This is a genomic window from Streptomyces sp. IMTB 2501 (assembly GCF_001953885.1).
In the GTDB taxonomy this organism is placed as follows: domain Bacteria; phylum Actinomycetota; class Actinomycetes; order Streptomycetales; family Streptomycetaceae; genus Streptomyces.
The window spans coordinates 369,127-386,547 of sequence record NZ_MQUS01000004.1 but is presented as its reverse complement, the minus strand read 5'-3'; the positions used below and the strand labels follow the sequence as shown (position 1 = coordinate 386,547).

The 17,421-nt window shown below is 69.6% G+C and carries 16 protein-coding genes and 1 riboswitch; of the genes, 11 read left to right on the top strand and 5 right to left on the bottom strand.

From position 1 onward, the window contains the following. Positions 1-152 precede the first annotated feature (152 nt). The 10 genes from AV521_RS10275 (at position 153) to AV521_RS10230 (ending at position 10,414) form a co-directional block, all read left to right on the top strand. On the top strand, positions 153-761 hold the full coding sequence (locus AV521_RS10275) for a CDP-alcohol phosphatidyltransferase family protein (RefSeq protein WP_076086671.1): 609 nt from the start codon (positions 153-155) through the stop codon (positions 759-761). Between the two features lie 115 nt (positions 762-876). Further along, entirely contained in the window at positions 877-3,372 is a 2,496-nt protein-coding gene (locus AV521_RS10270) for a mannose-1-phosphate guanyltransferase (protein WP_076086668.1), read from the top strand. Between the two features lie 121 nt (positions 3,373-3,493). After that, entirely contained in the window at positions 3,494-4,411 is a 918-nt protein-coding gene (locus AV521_RS10265; protein ID WP_107480864.1) for a DUF881 domain-containing protein, read from the top strand. After that, complete coding sequence (locus AV521_RS10260; RefSeq protein ID WP_003988855.1) at positions 4,408-4,740, top strand: small basic family protein; 333 nt, start codon at positions 4,408-4,410, stop codon at positions 4,738-4,740. Before AV521_RS10265 ends, AV521_RS10260 begins: the two co-directional genes overlap by 4 nt. Positions 4,741-4,745: 5 nt before the next feature. Then, the gene (locus tag AV521_RS10255; protein ID WP_076086662.1) at positions 4,746-5,576 is read left to right on the top strand and encodes a DUF881 domain-containing protein; all 831 of its coding nucleotides are present in this window, start codon (positions 4,746-4,748) and stop codon (positions 5,574-5,576) included. A 190-nt stretch (positions 5,577-5,766) separates the two neighbouring features. Beyond that, positions 5,767-6,597 (top strand): FHA domain-containing protein, encoded by an 831-nt coding sequence (locus AV521_RS10250; protein ID WP_179022965.1) that lies wholly within the window; start codon positions 5,767-5,769, stop codon positions 6,595-6,597. A gap of 43 nt (positions 6,598-6,640) precedes the next feature. Next, positions 6,641-7,378, top strand: coding sequence for a MerR family transcriptional regulator (locus tag AV521_RS10245; protein WP_076086656.1), 738 nt, complete (start codon positions 6,641-6,643; stop codon positions 7,376-7,378). 86 nt (positions 7,379-7,464) lie between these two features. After that, positions 7,465-7,938, top strand: a complete 474-nt coding sequence (locus AV521_RS10240) for a bifunctional nuclease family protein (protein ID WP_026253112.1) — start codon at positions 7,465-7,467, stop codon at positions 7,936-7,938. A gap of 228 nt (positions 7,939-8,166) precedes the next feature. Beyond that, positions 8,167-8,811 (top strand): MerR family transcriptional regulator, encoded by a 645-nt coding sequence (locus tag AV521_RS10235; RefSeq protein WP_076086653.1) that lies wholly within the window; start codon positions 8,167-8,169, stop codon positions 8,809-8,811. Between the two features lie 112 nt (positions 8,812-8,923). After that, entirely contained in the window at positions 8,924-10,414 is a 1,491-nt protein-coding gene (locus tag AV521_RS10230; protein ID WP_076086651.1) for a DNA polymerase IV, read from the top strand. Here the strand turns inward: AV521_RS10230 and AV521_RS10225 are convergent. Further along, the gene (locus tag AV521_RS10225; RefSeq protein ID WP_179022963.1) at positions 10,336-10,710 is read right to left on the bottom strand and encodes a PRC-barrel domain-containing protein; all 375 of its coding nucleotides are present in this window, start codon (positions 10,708-10,710) and stop codon (positions 10,336-10,338) included. The two genes, AV521_RS10230 and AV521_RS10225, sit on opposite strands and share 79 nt — an antisense overlap. Before the next feature lie 119 nt (positions 10,711-10,829). Then, positions 10,830-10,924: riboswitch (glycine riboswitch) on the top strand. A gap of 169 nt (positions 10,925-11,093) precedes the next feature. Here AV521_RS10225 and gcvP point away from each other — a divergent pair. Continuing rightward, complete coding sequence (gene gcvP, locus AV521_RS10220; RefSeq protein WP_076086647.1) at positions 11,094-13,979, top strand: aminomethyl-transferring glycine dehydrogenase; 2,886 nt, start codon at positions 11,094-11,096, stop codon at positions 13,977-13,979. 54 nt (positions 13,980-14,033) lie between these two features. Here the strand turns inward: gcvP and AV521_RS10215 are convergent, their stop codons facing one another. Genes AV521_RS10215 through modA form a run of 4 tightly spaced genes read right to left on the bottom strand, consistent with a single transcriptional unit; the run spans position 14,034 to position 17,296 of the window. Continuing rightward, positions 14,034-14,453 (bottom strand): molybdopterin-binding protein, encoded by a 420-nt coding sequence (locus tag AV521_RS10215; RefSeq protein ID WP_076086645.1) that lies wholly within the window; start codon positions 14,451-14,453, stop codon positions 14,034-14,036. Between the two features lie 28 nt (positions 14,454-14,481). Further along, positions 14,482-15,567, bottom strand: coding sequence for an ABC transporter ATP-binding protein (locus AV521_RS10210; RefSeq protein ID WP_076086643.1), 1,086 nt, complete (start codon positions 15,565-15,567; stop codon positions 14,482-14,484). A gap of 41 nt (positions 15,568-15,608) precedes the next feature. Then, positions 15,609-16,469, bottom strand: coding sequence for a molybdate ABC transporter permease subunit (gene modB, locus AV521_RS10205; protein WP_076086641.1), 861 nt, complete (start codon positions 16,467-16,469; stop codon positions 15,609-15,611). Then, complete coding sequence (gene modA, locus AV521_RS10200; RefSeq protein WP_076086639.1) at positions 16,466-17,296, bottom strand: molybdate ABC transporter substrate-binding protein; 831 nt, start codon at positions 17,294-17,296, stop codon at positions 16,466-16,468. Before modA ends, modB begins: the two co-directional genes overlap by 4 nt. Positions 17,297-17,421: the final 125 nt, after the last annotated feature.

Below are 17,421 nucleotides of genomic sequence, written 5' to 3'. Positions count from 1 at the left end.
GTACTGCAGGGGGGACCCTGTGGGAGAGTAGGACACCGCCGAACTCCTTTTATAGCTCCGGCTCTTGGGCACTGCCCAGGGGCCGGAGCTTTTTTGCGTTGAGGTAGGGTCAGGGGGCATCGTTGGCTCGTTTTCGCACAGGAGGCCCCCGGGTGGAGGTCCAGGAGACGCGTGTCCAGACGGACCGGGTCCTCACCATCCCCAACATCCTCAGCATGGCACGGCTCGTCGGCGTCCCCCTCTTCCTGTGGCTGATCCTCAGGCCCGAGTTCGGGGGCCCCAAGAGCGACGGCTGGGCCCTCCTCGTGCTGGCCTTCAGCGGGATCAGCGACTATCTCGACGGCAAGCTCGCCCGGCGCTGGAATCAGATCAGCAGTCTCGGCCGGCTTCTCGACCCCGCAGCCGACCGGCTGTATGTACTTTCCACGCTGGTCGGTCTCACCTGGCGGGAGATCCTCCCGCTCTGGCTGACCGCCCTTCTGCTCGCGCGAGAGCTGATGCTCCTGGTGATGGTGGGCATCCTCCGCCGGCATGGGTATCCGCCGCCGCAGGTGAACTTCCTCGGGAAGGCCGCCACCTTCAACCTGATGTACGCCTTCCCGTTGCTGCTCCTTAGCGATGGACACGGTTGGATCGCGTCACTCGCTGCTGTTTTCGGATGGGCGTTCGCCGGGTGGGGTACAACGCTCTACTGGTGGGCAGGAGTGCTCTACGTGGTACAGGTCCGCCGTTTGGTCCGCGCGGACGCCATGGCCGATTGAGCTCGGCGATTGTCCCGGACGTAACGCCACGATGGCCCGCGGTGGAAAAGTGCGGGACAATCTGGACGGGTGAAGTCGGCTAGACCGTCGTCTCTTGGAGGAGGACGCTTCCGACATGAAGGCCGTCGTGATGGCCGGGGGCGAAGGCACTCGCCTGCGCCCCATGACCTCTAGCATGCCCAAGCCGCTCCTGCCCGTGGCCAACCGCCCGATCATGGAGCACGTGCTACGGCTGCTCAAAAGGCACGGGCTCACCGAGACCGTCGTCACCGTCCAGTTCCTGGCATCGCTCGTCAAGAACTACTTCGGCGACGGCGAGGAGCTCGGGATGGAGCTCACGTATGCCAATGAGGAGAAGCCACTCGGTACCGCCGGAAGCGTCAAGAACGCCGAAGAGGCGTTGAAGGACGATGCCTTCCTCGTCATCTCCGGTGATGCCCTGACCGACTTCGACCTCACGGAGCTGATCAATTTCCACAAGGAGAAGGGCGCGCTGGTCACGGTCTGTCTGACCCGGGTGCCCAATCCGCTGGAGTTCGGCATCACGATCGTCGACGAGGAAGGCAAGGTCGAGCGATTCCTGGAGAAGCCGACCTGGGGGCAGGTCTTCTCCGACACGGTCAACACGGGCATCTATGTCATGGAGCCCGAGGTATTCAACTACGTCGAACCCGATGTTCCGGTCGACTGGTCCGGTGATGTCTTCCCGCAGTTGATGAAGGACGGCAAGCCGATCTACGGCTATGTCGCCGAGGGCTACTGGGAGGACGTCGGCACCCACGAGAGCTATGTGAAGGCCCAGGCCGACGTGCTTGAGGGCAAGGTCGACGTCGACATCGACGGCTTCGAGATCTCCCCGGGCGTGTGGGTGGCGGAAGGCGCCGAAGTACATCCCGATGCCGTACTGCGCGGTCCGCTGTACATCGGCGACTACGCGAAGGTCGAGGCCGGGGCCGAGATTCGCGAACACACCGTCGTCGGCTCCAATGTCGTCGTCAAGAGCGGGGCCTTTCTGCACAAGGCCGTCGTGCACGACAACGTGTACGTCGGGCAGCACAGCAATCTGCGTGGCTGTGTCGTCGGCAAGAACACCGACATCATGCGGGCCGCGCGGATCGAGGATGGCGCGGTCATCGGTGACGAGTGCCTGATCGGCGAGGAATCGATCGTTCAGGGCAATGTCCGGGTCTATCCCTTCAAGACCATCGAGGCCGGTGCCTTCGTCAACACCTCCGTCATCTGGGAGTCCAGAGGGCAGGCCCATCTGTTCGGCGCCCGGGGTGTGTCCGGCATTCTGAACGTGGAGATCACGCCGGAACTGGCCGTGCGGCTGGCCGGCGCCTATGCGACGACCCTCAAGAAGGGCTCCACGGTCACCACGGCCCGCGATCACTCCCGAGGTGCCCGTGCGCTCAAGCGGGCCGTGATCTCGGCGCTGCAGGCCAGCGCCATCGACGTACGCGACCTGGAGAACGTGCCGCTGCCCGTGGCCCGGCAGCAGACCGCGCGCGGCAGTGCCGGCGGCATCATGATCCGGACCTCGCCGGGGGTGCCGGACTCGGTCGACATCATGTTCTTCGACGGCAACGGCGCCGATCTGTCGCAGGGCAGTCAGCGCAAGCTCGACCGGGTGTTCGCGCGCCAGGAGTACCGGCGGGCGTTTCCCGGTGAGATCGGGGACCTCTACTTCCCCGCGAGCGTGTTCGACTCGTACACCGGCTCGCTGCTGCGCAATGTCGACACGACCGGGATCGCGGATTCCGGACTGAAGGTCGTCGTCGACGCCTCGAACGGCAGTGCCGGGCTCGTGCTGCCCAGCCTGCTCGGCAAGCTCGGTGTGGACTCGCTGACCATCAACCCCGGTCTCGACGAGGCCCGGCCCACTGAGACGGCCGAGGTGCGGCGCAACGGTCTGGTCCGGCTGGGCGAGATAGTGGCGTCCTCGGGTGCCGCGTTCGGTGTCCGGTTCGACCCCGTGGGCGAGCGGCTGTCGCTCGTGGACGAGAAGGGCCGGATCATCGAGGACGACCGCGCGCTGCTGGTCATGCTGGACCTGGTGGCCGCTGAGCGGCGCAGCGGGCGGGTGGCGCTGCCGGTGACCACGACCCGGATCGCCGAACAGGTGGCGGCCTATCACGGAACCCAGGTCGAGTGGACGACCACCTCGCCCGACGACCTCACGCGCGTGGGCGGCGAGGAGGGCACGATCTTCGGCGGTGACGGAAAGGGCGGGTTCATCGTCCCCGAGTTCAGCAGCGTCTACGACGGCACGGCGGCCTTCGTACGGCTGATCGGGCTGGTGGCGCGCACGCAGCTCACGCTGAGCCAGATCGATGCGCGGATCCCGAGGGCGCACGTGCTGAAGCGGGACCTGGCGACGCCGTGGGCGGTCAAGGGTCTGGTCATGCGGCGGGTGGTCGAGGCGGCCGGTGATCGCTTTGTCGACACCACGGACGGGGTGCGGGTCGTGGAGACCGACGGCCGTTGGGTGATGGTGCTGCCCGACCCGGCCGAGGCTGTCACCCATCTGTGGGCCGAGGGGCCGGACGACGCCTCGGCGCAGGCGCTGCTCGACGAGTGGTCGGCCGTGGTGGACAGCGCCGGACGGTAGGCGGCGCACGCCTTCGGACGGAAAAATCCACGCACGCGCGCGTGCCGGACAAGTGTCCCCAAGGGGGCCTGTCCGGCACGCCGGTGGGGCCATTCGGAGGAACCGCTCGCGACATGCGACGATGTGCGGCATGCCGCAGCAACCCCCCGTTCGGAGCAGCGCCACTCAGGCGCACCGCCCGGACGCCTCCATGTCGTTGATCACCAACGTCATGGACCACAGCCTCGACGACGGGTACGCCGAGGCCGCCGCCCGGAGGAAGTCCCAGGGCGAGGGCGGGCTGCCCAAGACCCTCAGGGCGAAGCTGGGCCTCGCGGCCGGCCTTGTCCTCGCGGCGCTGGTCGTGACCGTGGGGGCGGCACAGACGCAGGCGGCGGCACCCGTGGTGGCCAAGGAGCGCCAGGAGCTGATCGACCGCGTCGACAGCGAGACCGCGGCCGCGGACAAGCTCGAGGGCACGGTCGACAAACTGCGTGACGATGTCAGCGCGCGTCAGCGTGCGGCGCTGAAGTCGAGCGGCGGCAGCGCGCAGGTGGACCTGGTGGGTGTGCTGTCGGGCGCCACCGCGGTCCACGGGCCCGGCGTCAAGCTCGTCGTGAACGATGCCAAAGAGGCCAGCACCGGCGGCGACGGCACCAATCCGCGGGAGACCTCGGGGTTCTCCGACACCGGCCGTGTGCGCGACCGCGACATGCAGCGCGTGATCAACGGGCTGTGGCAGTCCGGCGCGGAGGCCGTCTCCATCAACGGCCAGCGGCTGACCTCCCTGTCCGCGATCAGGGCCGCGGGGGACGCGATACTGGTCGACAACAGGCCGCTGGTGCCGCCGTACACGGTGCTGGCGGTGGGGGATGGGGAACGGATGAGCACCACGTTCCAGAACAGCGACGACGGGCTGTACCTGCACGCCCTGGAGCAGAACTTCGGCATCCGCGCCACTATCTCCACGGAGGGTGATCTGCGGTTGCCCGCTGCACCCAGTGTGATCGTACGAACAGCAACGCCGAGCACCGAGAAGACTGAGAAGGGCACATCGTGATCGCCGTACTGGGCCTCGTCGTGGGAGTGGTGGCTGGACTCTTGGTCCGGCCCGAGGTTCCGGCGGTCGTCGAGCCTTACCTGCCGATCGCCGTGGTCGCGGCGCTGGACGCCGTGTTCGGCGGTCTTCGGGCCATGCTCGACGGCATCTTCGACGACAAGGTCTTCGTGGTGTCGTTCCTGTCCAACGTGGTCGTCGCCGCGCTGATCGTGTTCCTCGGCGACAAGTTGGGCGTGGGTGCCCAGCTGTCCACGGGCGTCGTGGTGGTCCTGGGCATCCGGATCTTCTCCAACGCCGCGGCGATCCGCCGCCACGTGTTCCGGGCGTGACACCGATGAGCGAGGAGAACGAGCGGCCGGAGAACAGGCTGCGCAAGGAACTGCCCGAGGAGGTGCCCGCGCGGGCACCGGAGCCGGCGCCCGAGGAGAAGACGGAGGCGCCGCTGACCGGGCGGCAGCGGCTGGTCAAGGGACTGTGGCCGCCGCGCGTCACCCGGGCCCAACTCATCGTCGCCCTGCTGCTGTTCGGCCTCGGCTTCGGGCTCGCGGTGCAGGTGGCGTCGAACAGCAACAGCGACAGCGCGCTGCGCGGCGCGCGCCAGGAAGATCTTGTTCGCATCCTCGATGAACTGGATTCGCGCACTCAGCGTCTTGAGGACGAGAAGCAAGGACTCGAAAAGCAGCGCTCGGAGCTGCAGAGCAGCTCCGACCAGGCCGCGGAGGCCCGCAAGCAGACGGCCGAGAAGGGGAAGCAACTCGGCATTCTGGCGGGCACCGTGGCGGCGCAGGGTCCCGGCATCACGATGACCATCGAGGACACGAAGGGGACGGTCAAGGCGGACATGCTGCTCGACGCGATCCAGGAGCTGCGCGCGGCCGGTGCGGAGGCCATCCAGGTCAACGGGATCCGGGTGGCGGCGGGCACCTACTTCACGGATTCCGGCAAGAGCGTCGCCGTCGACGGGAACAAGATCAACGCCCCCTATCGTTTCCAGGTCATCGGTAAGCCGCAGGATCTGGAACCCGCGCTGAACATTCCGGGAGGCGTGGTGCAGACGCTGGAGAAGGAGCAGGCCACGGTGACGGTCGAGCAGTCGGACAAGATCATCGTGGACGCCTTGCGACAGGCGAAGCGGCCTGACTACGCTCGGTCGTCCTCCCAGTGAACCGGCGGTGCATGCGGGACGTCCGGCAGGGGCATGAGGTTGCGGGGGGTCGGCGCACCGAAGGGGTGGTGCGTGATGGAAACTGTCTGGTGGATACGGACGTTGTGAGAATGTCCGGCTCGGCCGGTGTAGGCAATCAGGGTTCGTCCTGCCCCACGGGCGGGTCTGTTTCGGTCAAGGGGAATCGCCCGTGAAGTTGTTTGCGAAGTTGTTCGGCAAGAGCGCGCGAGAGGGCAGCGACAACGCGACCGCTCGGCATCGCGCGCAGCCTGACGCGGAGAGCCAGCGCCCGCTGTTCCGGGACCAGGTCGCTGGTCCGGGCGGTGACATTTCCGGAGGTCAGGGCGGGGCGTCGGTTGACCCTGCCCAGTCCGGCGGCATAGGTTTCGGGCAGCCGTCGGCCTCAGGTGCGGGTGGAGGATTCGCCTCCGGTCCGTACGCGTCCAACGCCCCTGCGGGGCAACCGCAGCAGGAGGATCCGTCCATGTCGGTCCTGGTGTGTACGAGGTGCGGTAACCGCAACGCGGAAAACGCCCGCTTCTGCTCCAACTGCGGTGCGCCGCTGCGCCCGGGAGCGGTGCCGGAGCGCGCCGCGGAGACGACGTCCACGATCTCCATCTCGGGTCTCGAGGCCTATGACTCCGAGGTGACCGGGCAGACGCAGATGCCGATGCTGTCGCCGGAGGCGCAGGCCGCGGTGGACGCGTTGCCGCCGGGCTCGGCGCTGCTGGTGGTGCGCCGGGGACCGAACTCGGGCAGCCGCTTCCTGCTGGACAGCGACCTGACCACGGCCGGCCGTCATCCGCAGAGCGACATCTTCCTGGACGACGTCACGGTCTCGCGTCGGCATGTGGAGTTCCGGCGTTTGCCGGACGGCTCCTTCACCGTGGCCGACGTCGGCAGCCTGAACGGCACATACGTGAACCGCGAGCGGATCGACCAGGTCGCTCTGTCGAACGGCGACGAGGTGCAGATCGGCAAGTACCGGCTGGTGTTCTACGCGAGCCGGCAGGGCATCTGACCCACCCCCGGACCGGTGTCCGGGGGGACCCCAGGGAAGGTCCATGCTTCAAACACCGAGTGGCGGTGCCGGAAGCGGTACCGCCGCCAGGGACAGTGGGCTGATGAGCATCGGCACGGTGCTGAACGTGCTGCGCGACGAGTTCCCCGAAGTCACCATCTCCAAGATCCGTTTCCTGGAGTCCGAGGGGCTCATCGAGCCGCAGCGGACCCCTTCGGGGTACCGCAAGTTCAGCGCCAGGGATGTCGAGCGACTGGCTCATGTGCTGAGGATGCAGCGGGACCACTATCTGCCGCTCAAGGTGATCCGCGAGCATCTGGACGCCATGGAGAAGGGCGAGGCCGTCCAGCTGCCCGTCGTGGGGCGTCAGCGCGCCGGGGAGGACGCCGCGGCGCCGCTGCGGGCGCCCGCGGTGGCCCGGGTGGGCCGGGCCGAGCTGCTGGCGGCCGCGGAGATCGACGAGGGCGAGCTGAAGGAGTGGGAGTCGTACGGGCTGATCGCTCCTCTGGAGGACGGGGCGTACGACGCCGAGGCGGTCACCGTGGCCTCACTGGTGGCCGAACTGGGCCGGTTCGGGATCGAGCCACGCCACCTTCGGGTGATGAAGGCGGCCGCCGACCGCGAGGCGGGTCTCGTGGACCAGGTCGTGGCCCCACTGAAGCGCCATCGCAACCCGCAGACCAGGGCGCATGCCGAGGCTCGTACGAAGGAACTGGCGGGGCTGACGGTGAAGCTGCACGCGGCACTGGTCCAGACCGCTCTTGGGGTGCGGCTGCCGTGAAACGCCGGGGCCGGACGGCGGTCGGATCGGCCACCTGTTCCCGGCCCGACTACCCAAACGTCCCGGGCACGGCCTAGGGTTGCTGTGTGAACGAGCTCGATGTCGTAGGTGTCCGGGTCGAAATGCCCTCCAACCAACCGATCGTGCTCCTGCGCGAAGTGGGAGGCGACCGTTACCTCCCCATCTGGATCGGGCCGGGGGAGGCGACGGCGATCGCGTTCGCCCAGCAGGGCATGGCCCCGGCCAGGCCGCTGACCCACGACCTGTTCAAGGACGTGCTGGAGGCCGTCGGTCAGGAGCTGACCGAAGTACGCATCACCGATCTGCGCGAAGGTGTCTTCTACGCGGAGCTGGTGTTCGCCAGCGGCGTCGAGGTCAGCGCCCGGCCTTCCGATGCCATAGCGCTGGCCCTGCGCACCGGAACGCCGATCTATGGCAGTGACACGGTGCTGGACGACGCCGGCATCGCCATCCCGGACGAGCAGGAGGACGAGGTGGAGAAGTTCCGCGAGTTCCTCGACCAGATCTCGCCCGAGGACTTCGGCACGAGCAGCCAGTGAGAGAGATCGGCCGGTTCGCGCCGACATCCCGTGCCCGGGCAATTGCCACCGGCCATTGAGGGCGTCCTACGGCCCCCCGCGAACGCATTCGGCTAGCCTTTCCCCGCGGTGGGACACGGGAAACCACTCCTAGGGTGATTATCACTCGGCGTGCCGAGTGTGGCGATCGTTGACGCACCCCTGGTGACTGCCTACCGTCGTGAAGGCAGGTCAAGGACGGAGGTCGGCGTGAGAACCAGCGGCGACGGTACGGCTGGGGGTGCTCCCGTGCGCGGTCTCGGGGAGAGCGGTCCGTACCCGGTTCACAGCAGCGCGGTGGATCACGCTCCGCAACGGCCGACGGCGGTGCCGAACGGCGGAGGGGCGGCGTCCATGGCGTCGGAACAGATCGGCTATCGCGGGCCCACGGCCTGCGCGGCCGCCGGCATCACCTATCGACAGCTCGACTACTGGGCCCGTACCGGCCTCGTCGAGCCGAGCGTGCGGCCCGCGTACGGGTCGGGTACACAGCGTCTGTACAGCTTCCGGGACGTCGTCGTCCTGAAGATCGTCAAGCGCTTCCTGGACACGGGTGTGTCGCTCCAGAACATCCGCTCCGCCGTGCAGCACCTCAGAGAACGCGGTTTCCGCGACCTGGAGCGGATGACGCTGATGAGCGACGGCGCCACGGTCTACGAGTGCACCTCGCCGGACGAGGTCCACGCCCTGCTCCAGGGCGGTCAGGGCATCTTCGGGATCGCTGTCGGCGTGGTGTGGCGGGATGTGGAAACCGCGCTCTCCCAGCTGCACGGCGAGCGCATCGACACCGGCGAGACCCTCGTCGGGCACAACCCCGCCGACGAGCTGGCGCGGCGCCGCAACCGGGCGGTCTGACTCCGCTGCGGTGGTCCGACCCCCGTACGGCGATCCGGCAGCGGTACGGCGGTCCGACACCGGGCCTTTCGGGGCCGGGGCATTGTCAGTGCCGTGGTGCAGCATCGGAGATGTGAGAAACGCGCCCACGATCCTGCATCTCGACATGGATGCCTTCTACGCCTCGGTGGAGCAGGCATCCAAGCCGAGCCTGCGCGGGAAGGCGGTCGTGGTGGGCGGCCTCGGACCCCGCGGGGTGGTGGCCACCGCGTCGTACGAGGCACGGGTCTTCGGGGTCCACTCGGCGATGCCCATGGCCCAGGCGCGCCGGCTGGCACCGAATGCCGCGTATCTGGTGCCGCGCTTCACCCTGTACCGGGCGATCAGCGAGCAGGTGATGGCGCTGCTGCGGGAGCTGTCGCCGCTGGTGGAGCCGCTCAGCCTGGACGAGGCCTTCGTGGACCTGGAGGCCGGCGGGACGGCCTGGGACGAGCAGTCGGCGCGGTTGGCCGGGATCGAGCTGCGCGCGGACATCCGGGAGGTCACCGGGCTCACCGGCTCGGTGGGGCTCGCCGCCTCCAAGATGCTCGCCAAGATCGCCTCCGAGCAGGCCAAGCCGGACGGTCTGGTGGTCATCGAGCCGGGCTCCGAGCGGGCGCTGCTGGGGCCGATGCCGGTGCGGACCCTGCCCGGGGTCGGGCCGGCCACCGGGGACCATCTGCGCAGAGCCGGGATCACCACGGTCGCGGAGCTGGCCGAGGCGGGCGAGGACGAGCTGGTCCGGCTGCTCGGCAAGGCCCATGGGCACGCGCTGTACGCCATGGCCCTGGCCCAGGACGAGCGGCCCGTGGTGGCCGAGCGCGAGGCGAAGTCGGTGTCGGTCGAGGACACCTACGACGTGGACATCCATGACCGGCTGCGGATCGGACTGGAGGTGCAGCGGCTGGCCGACCGGTGCGTGGGGCGGCTGCGCGGGGCGGGGCTGTCCGGGCGGACCATCGTGCTGAAGGTGCGCCGGTACGACTTCTCGACGCTGACCCGCTCCGAGACGCTCAGAGGACCCACGGACGATCCGGCGGTGGTCCGGGAGGCGGCCGCGCGGCTGCTGGACTCCGTGGACACCACGGGCGGGGTACGGCTGCTGGGCGTGGGGGTGTCCGGGCTCGCCGACTACACGCAGGAGGACCTGTTCGCGCAGGCCGCGCCGGTGCCTGCGACGGAGGAGCCGGAGAAAGGCGCCGTCGAGGCCGTTGAGGAGCGGGCGGAGCCGGTCGAGCGGCACTGGCGGGCCGGGCAGGATGTGCGGCATGCCGAACACGGGCATGGGTGGGTGCAGGGGAGCGGGCTGGGGCGGGTGACGGTGCGGTTCGAGACCCCGCAGTCCCCTCCGGGACGGGTGCGGACGTTTCTTGTGGAGGATCCTGCGCTGGAGTCTGCCGATCCGTTGCCGTTGGTCGCGGATTCCGCCCACCCGCTCGTCCGTCTCGGTCAGTCAAGCAGCGACCGCCCCGGGGCTCCGCCCCGGATCCCGGAAGAGAGTCACGTTCAGGCCTCCTCCGACCCCGCCAGCTTGCCGAAGTCGTGGTCCGGGACCGATGGAGGTGGGGCCACGTCCAGGCCGTAGTGATGGTAGAGCTGGAGTTCCTGCTCGGGGGAGAGGTGGCGGCCCACGCCGAAGTCGGGGGCGTCCTTGATCAGGGCGCGGTCGAAGGGCACGTGGAGGGTGCCGTCCTTGAGCAGTTCGCTCGGTTCCAGGGGGACGAACGCGTCCCGGCTGAACAGGCCGGTTCGTATGGCCGCCCACTCTGGCACGCCGGTCGCGTCGTCGAGGTAGATCTCGTCGATGGTGCCGATCTTGGTGCCATGGCGGTCGAACGCCTTGCGGCCGATCAGGTTGCGTGGATCGATGTCGGTCAGCACGGCCCCTCTCCCTCCACTTGGTCGCAATTCATCCGTAACCACTACAAAAGAGCACATTCAAGGAGGCGGCCACTCGAGGGCTCGGGCGTTGACCTCGCTGGTAGGCTGACAGCGGCTGCTGACCCCGTGCGGGAGAGTCCTCCGAGCACCTCGGAGGCGCCGAAGGAGCAACTCCTCCCCGGAATCTCTCAGGCTCACGTACCGCACGGACGAGGTCACTCTGGAAAGCAGGGCGGGTGTCGATGGCTCCCGCCCTCACCGACGGTGAAAGCCGGGGGCATACCCGGTGAAGCTCTCAGGTTGAGATGACAGAGGGGGAGGCCGTCGGGGTACCCGCGCCGTGGTGCCCTTCGAAGGTCGCGTCAGACCAGGAGGCCTCCGCAATGACCGTCCATCGCATGCCGCTCTCGGAGCTCGAAGCGGGCATCCCCTTCGAGCAGCGCCACATCGGGCCCGACCAGGAGGCGCGGGCCAAGATGCTCGCGCAGGTCGGTTACGGCTCGCTGGACGAGCTGACCGCCGCGGCGGTCCCGGATGTGATCAAGAACGCCGACGCCCTCGACCTGCCGGACGCCCGCACCGAGGCCGAGGTGCTCGCCGAGCTGCGCTCGCTGGCCGAGCGCAACCAGGTCCTCGGCTCGATGATCGGGCTGGGGTACTACGGCACGTTCACGCCGCCCGTCATCCTGCGCAACGTCATGGAGAACCCGGCCTGGTACACGGCCTACACGCCGTACCAGCCGGAGATCTCCCAGGGGCGGCTGGAGGCCCTGCTGAACTTCCAGACCGTGGTCGCCGACCTCACCGGTCTGCCGACCTCGGGTGCCTCCCTGCTCGACGAGGGGACGGCCGCCGCCGAGGCGATGGCGCTGTCCCTGCGCATGGGCAAGAACAAGAAGGGCCTGTTCCTGGTCGACGCGGACGCGCTGCCGCAGACCGTCGCCGTCATCCAGACCCGTGCGGAGCCGACCGGTGTCGAGGTCGTCGTCGCCGACCTCAGCGAGGGCATCCCGGCCGACATAGCCGCGCGTGAGATCAACGGCGTGCTGATCCAGTACCCGGGCGCCTCCGGTGCCGTACGGGACATCAAGCAGGTCATCGACCAGGCGCACGAGCTGGGCGCCCTGGTCACCGTCGCCGCCGACCTGCTCGCGCTGGCCCTGCTGACCTCGCCGGGCGAGCTGGGCGCGGACATCGCCGTTGGTACGACCCAGCGCTTCGGTGTGCCGATGGGCTTCGGTGGTCCGCACGCGGGCTACATGGCGGTGCGCGAGAAGTTCGCACGCAGCCTGCCCGGCCGCCTCGTAGGCGTCTCCGTCGACGCCGACGGCAACAAGGCCTACCGGCTCGCGCTGCAGACCCGAGAGCAGCACATCCGCCGGGAGAAGGCCACCAGCAATATCTGCACCGCGCAGGTGCTGCTCGCCGTGATGGCCGGCATGTACGCCGTCTACCACGGGCCCGAGGGGCTCCAGACCATCGCGCGCCGCACCCACCGGTACGCCACGATCCTCGCGGCGGGGCTGAAGGCCGGCGGTGTGGAGATCGTCCACGGCGCCTTCTTCGACACCGTCACCGCGCGTGTGCCCGGCAGGGCCGCCGAGGTCGTCGCCGCAGCGCGGCAGAACGGGGTCAACCTCCACCTGGTCGACGCCGACCGCGTCTCCCTGGCCTGCGACGAGACCACCACACGCGCCCAGCTGGGCACCGTCTGGTCCGCCTTCGGCGTCGAGGGCGACATCGAGGCGCTGGACGCGACTGCCGAGGACACCCTCCCCGAGGCGCTGCTGCGCACCGACGCCTACCTCACCCACCCGGTCTTCCAGCAGCACCGCTCCGAGACCGCGATGCTGCGCTACCTGCGCAAGCTGGCCGACCGCGACTACGCGCTCGACCGCGGCATGATCCCGCTGGGCTCGTGCACCATGAAGCTCAACGCGACCACCGAGATGGAGCCGGTCACCTGGCCCGAGTTCGGCCAGCTGCACCCCTTCGCCCCGGCCGAGCAGGCGCAGGGCTACCTCACGCTCATCCGCGAGCTGGAGGAACGTCTCGCCGAGGTCACCGGCTACGACAAGGTCTCCCTGCAGCCGAACGCCGGTTCCCAGGGCGAGCTGGCCGGTCTGCTCGCGGTACGCGGGTACCACCGCGCCAACGGCGACGAGCAGCGTGTCGTCTGCCTGATCCCGTCCTCCGCGCACGGCACCAACGCGGCCAGCGCCGTGATGGCCGGCATGAAGGTCGTCGTCGTCAAGACCGCCGAGGACGGCGAGATCGACGTCGAGGACCTGCGTGCCAAGATCGAGCAGTACCGTGACCAGCTGGCGGTGCTGATGATCACCTACCCGTCGACGCATGGCGTCTTCGAGGAGCACGTCGCCGACATCTGCGCCCAGGTGCACGAGGCCGGCGGCCAGGTCTACGTCGACGGCGCCAACCTCAACGCGCTGGTCGGCCTCGCCAAGCCGGGCCACTTCGGAGGTGACGTCTCCCACCTGAACCTGCACAAGACCTTCTGCATCCCGCACGGCGGCGGCGGCCCCGGCGTCGGCCCGGTCGGGGTCCGTGCGCACCTGGCGCCGTACCTGCCGAACCACCCGATGCAGCCGGCCGCGGGTCCGGAGACCGGCGTCGGCCCGATCTCCGCCGCTCCCTGGGGCTCCGCGGGGATCCTGCCGATCTCCTGGGCGTACGTCCGGCTGATGGGCGGCGAGGGCCTCAAGCGGGCCACGCAGGTGGCCGTGCTCAGCGCCAACTACGTCGCCAAGCGGCTGGAGCCGCACTACCCGGTGCTCTACACCGGCCCCGGCGGCCTGGTCGCGCACGAGTGCATCATCGATCTGCGCCCGCTGACCAAGGCGACCGGTGTGAGCGTGGACGACGTGGCCAAGCGGCTGATCGACTACGGTTTCCACGCGCCGACCATGTCCTTCCCGGTGGCCGGCACGCTGATGATCGAGCCGACCGAGTCGGAGGACATCACCGAGCTGGACCGTTTCTGCGACGCGATGATCGCCATCCGTGCGGAGATCGAGAAGGTCGGCTCGGGTGACTGGCCGGCGGAGGACAACCCGCTGCGCAACGCCCCGCACACCGCCGCCGCGCTCGGCGGTGACTGGGCGCACGCCTACAGCCGCGAGGAGGCCGTCTTCCCGGCCGGAGTCTCGGCGGCCGACAAGTACTGGCCGCCGGTGCGCCGTATCGACCAGGCCTTCGGTGACCGCAACCTGGTGTGCTCCTGCCCGCCGCTGGACGCGTACGAGGACTGAGTCCGCGGTGACGTTCAGGGCCCCGTCCGGTTTCCGGGCGGGGCCCTCGCCGTGTCATGCCGTCGCCAGCGCCACCTCGGTGGACTTGATCAGGGCGACCACGGCGGAACCGGCGGAGAGCCCGAGGTCGGTGGCCGACTCCTTGGTGATGGCGGAGGTCACCGAGCCGCCGTCGATCGAGATCTTCACGGTGGCCATCGCGGCGCCGGCCGCGATGTCGGTGACGGTGCCCGGCAGCTGGTTGCGGATCGAGACGCGGTCGATCGGCGCGGTGGCGAGGGAGACCTCGGTGGACTTCACCAGGGCCCGTACCGGGGAGCCCTCGGCCAGGCCGAGGTCGCGGACGGATTCCAAGGTGATCGCCGCGGTCAGGTCCTGGCCCCCGTCGAGCCGGATCTTGACGGTGGCCATGGCCTCACCCGGCTGGATCGCCGTGACCGTGCCGGGGAGCTGGTTGCGGATGCTCAGGGTCATGGGCACCCACGGTAGGGCGCCCGTCCGCTCAGGCCGGGTATGCGTGCGTCTGCGTCGCTTTGACCGTCGCCCAGACGGCCGCGCCCGGGTGCAGATCGAGCTCGGCGGCGGCGACCGTGGTGAGGTCGGCGGCGAGGGGGAGCTCGCCGCCGAGGTCGGCGCGGATCTGATCGCCGTGCGTCTCCAGGCCGGTCACCTCGCACTGCCAGAGGTTACGGGCGCTGGCTCCGGTGGGCCGGTCCCGGAACAGGGTGACGGCGCTGGGCGGGAACGCCACGAAGACCGGGCCTGACAGGTCTTCCGTGGTGGTGATCCGGGGACCCGCGTCGAGTCGTACCGTGTGCCCCTCGGCCCGGCCCCGGTAGAGGTTGAGGCCGACCAGTTGGGCGATGTAATCGGTGCGCGGGTGGCGGGCGATGTCGGAGGGGGTGCCCTCCTGGACGACCTGGCCGTGCTCGACGACCACCAGGCGGTCCGCGAGCACCATGGCGTCCAGGGGGTCGTGGGTGACGAGGACGGCGACCGCCTCGAACCCGGCCAGGTGGCGGCGCAGTTGGGCGCGTACCGCCAGGCGGGTACGGGCGTCCAGGGCGGCCAGCGGCTCGTCCAGGAGCAGCAGCCGGGGGTGGGTGGCCAGGGCGCGGGCGAGGGCCACGCGCTGGGCCTGCCCGCCGGAGAGCCGGCGGGGCTTGGCGCCCGCGTGACCGGCGAGACCCATCCGGTCCAGCCACGCGGCGGCCTGGGCACGCGCCTCGGCCTTGGGCAGGCCCTGGCAGCGCGGCCCGAAGGCCACGTTGTCCAGCGCGGACAGATGCGGGAAGAGCAGATAGTCCTGGAAGACCACGCCGACCGGGCGGGACTCCGGGGGCGTGCGGTCCAGGGAGGCGCCGTCCAGCCTGAGATGGCCGTCGGTGAGCGGGGCCAGGCCGGCCAGGGCGCGCAGGGCGGTGGTTTTGCCGGCGCCGTTGGGGCCGAGGAGGGCCACGACGTCCCCCGGGGCGGCGGCCAGGGTCACATCCAGCCGGAAGGAGCCGCGGTCGACGACGAGATGGGCGTCGAGCCCCTCGTCGCCCGCTCTGCGCAGGTCGGCTTTGGGGGCGTCGATGTCGGTCATGGGTCTGTACGTTCGCACACGGCTCGCTCCGGCTGCCATGATCACGCTCCCGTCATCCAGCGGTCCCTGAGCGCGGCCAGCACCGCGATGGATACCACCAGCAGAACCAGGCTCAGCGAGATCGCCGCATCGGGGTCGTTCTGCAGGGCCAGGTAGACCGCGAGGGGCATGGTCTGGGTGCGGCCGGGGAAGTTGCCCGCGAAGGTGATCGTCGCGCCGAACTCGCCGAGCGCACGCGCCCAGGCCAGCACCGACCCCGCCGCGATGCCGGGCGCGATCAGCGGCAGGGTGACCCGGCGGAACGCGGTGAAGCGGGACGCGCCGAGCGTCGTGGCCGCCTCCTCGAAGCGCGGGTCGGCCGCGCGCAGCGTGCCCTCGACGCTGATGACCAGGAACGGCATCGCGACGAACGCCTCCGCGATCACGACCCCGGCGGTGGTGAACGGCAGCGTGACCCCGAACCAGGAGTCCAGCCACTGGCCGATCACCCCGTTGCGGCCGAGCGCCAGCAGCAGGGCCACACCACCGACCACCGGCGGCAGCACGAGAGGCAATGTCACCAGGGCCCGTACGAACCCCCGGCCGGGGAAGTCCGTACGGGCCAGCAGCCACGCCAGGGGCACGCCCAGGACGAGGCAGACGGCCGTTGCCACTGTGGCGCTGATCAGCGAGAGCTGGAGCGCCTGCCACACCTCGGTGCTGGAGAGCTGGTCCGGCAGGCTGCCCCAGGGCGCGCGGATGAGAAGCGCGACCAGGGGCAGCAGCAGGAACGCCAGCGCCAGCAGGCCCGGCAGCAACAGCGGCAACGGCACCCCGCGTCGGCCCCCCGTGCCGACGCGGCGGCGCCACGGCCGGCCCGTGCGGGGGCCGGCCGCGGCACCGGGCTCGTGAAGCGAGGTCACGGCTTGAGGAAGCCGGCCTGGCTCAGCACCTTCTGGCCCTCGGTGGATTGCACGAGGGCGATGAACGCCTTGGCGGCTTCGGCGTTCGGCGCGTTCTTCAGCAGGGTGATCGGGTAGTCGTTGACCGCCTTGGCCGACTCGGGGAACTCCACGCCCTCCACCTTGTCACCCGCGGCGTGCACATCGGTCTTGTAGACGACCGCGGCGTCGGCCTCCTTCAGCTCCACCTTGTTCAGGGCGCCCTTGACGTCCTGTTCGTAGGAGACCGGGGTGAGCTTGAGGTGGCCGGCGTCCAGGGCCTTCTGCGCGGCGGCACCGCACGGCACCGTCTTGTCGCACAGGACGACCTTCAGGCCGGACTTGGTGAGGTCCTTCAGCGAGGCCACCTTGTGCGGGTTGCCCGGCACGGTGGCGATCTCCAGCTGGTTGCGGACGAAGGTGGCCGGGGTCCCGACCGCGTCGTTCTTGGCCGTGACGATCTTCATCGTCTTCGGGCTGGCGGCGGCGAAGACGTCCGCCGGGGCACCACCGGTGATGCTGGCCGCGAGGGTGTCGCTGCCGCCGAAGTTGAAGTTGACGTGGGTGCCCGGGTGCTGCTTCTCGAACTCCTTGCCCAGGGTAGTGAAGCTCTCCTTCAGGGAGGCGGCGGCGAACACCGTGACCGAGCCGGACAGCTTCGCCGAGGCCGAGGACCCGGACGAGGCCGAGGTGTCCTTGGACTTGGCGGAGCCGGACGAGGAGGAGCAGGCGCTCAGTGCCATCAGGGCCGCGGCTCCCGCACCGGCCAGCTGCAGCATCCGCCGGGTCCGGCGCACGGAACGGGTCATCACGTTTCTACTCCTCGCGTTCTGTGGAACAACTGTCGCGCCCTGTCGTGGCCGGGGATCCGGCCGTGCGGCGATGATACTGCCGCATCTGCCAGCTGTAAGTCTCCTGTCGCATCGCATGAGCT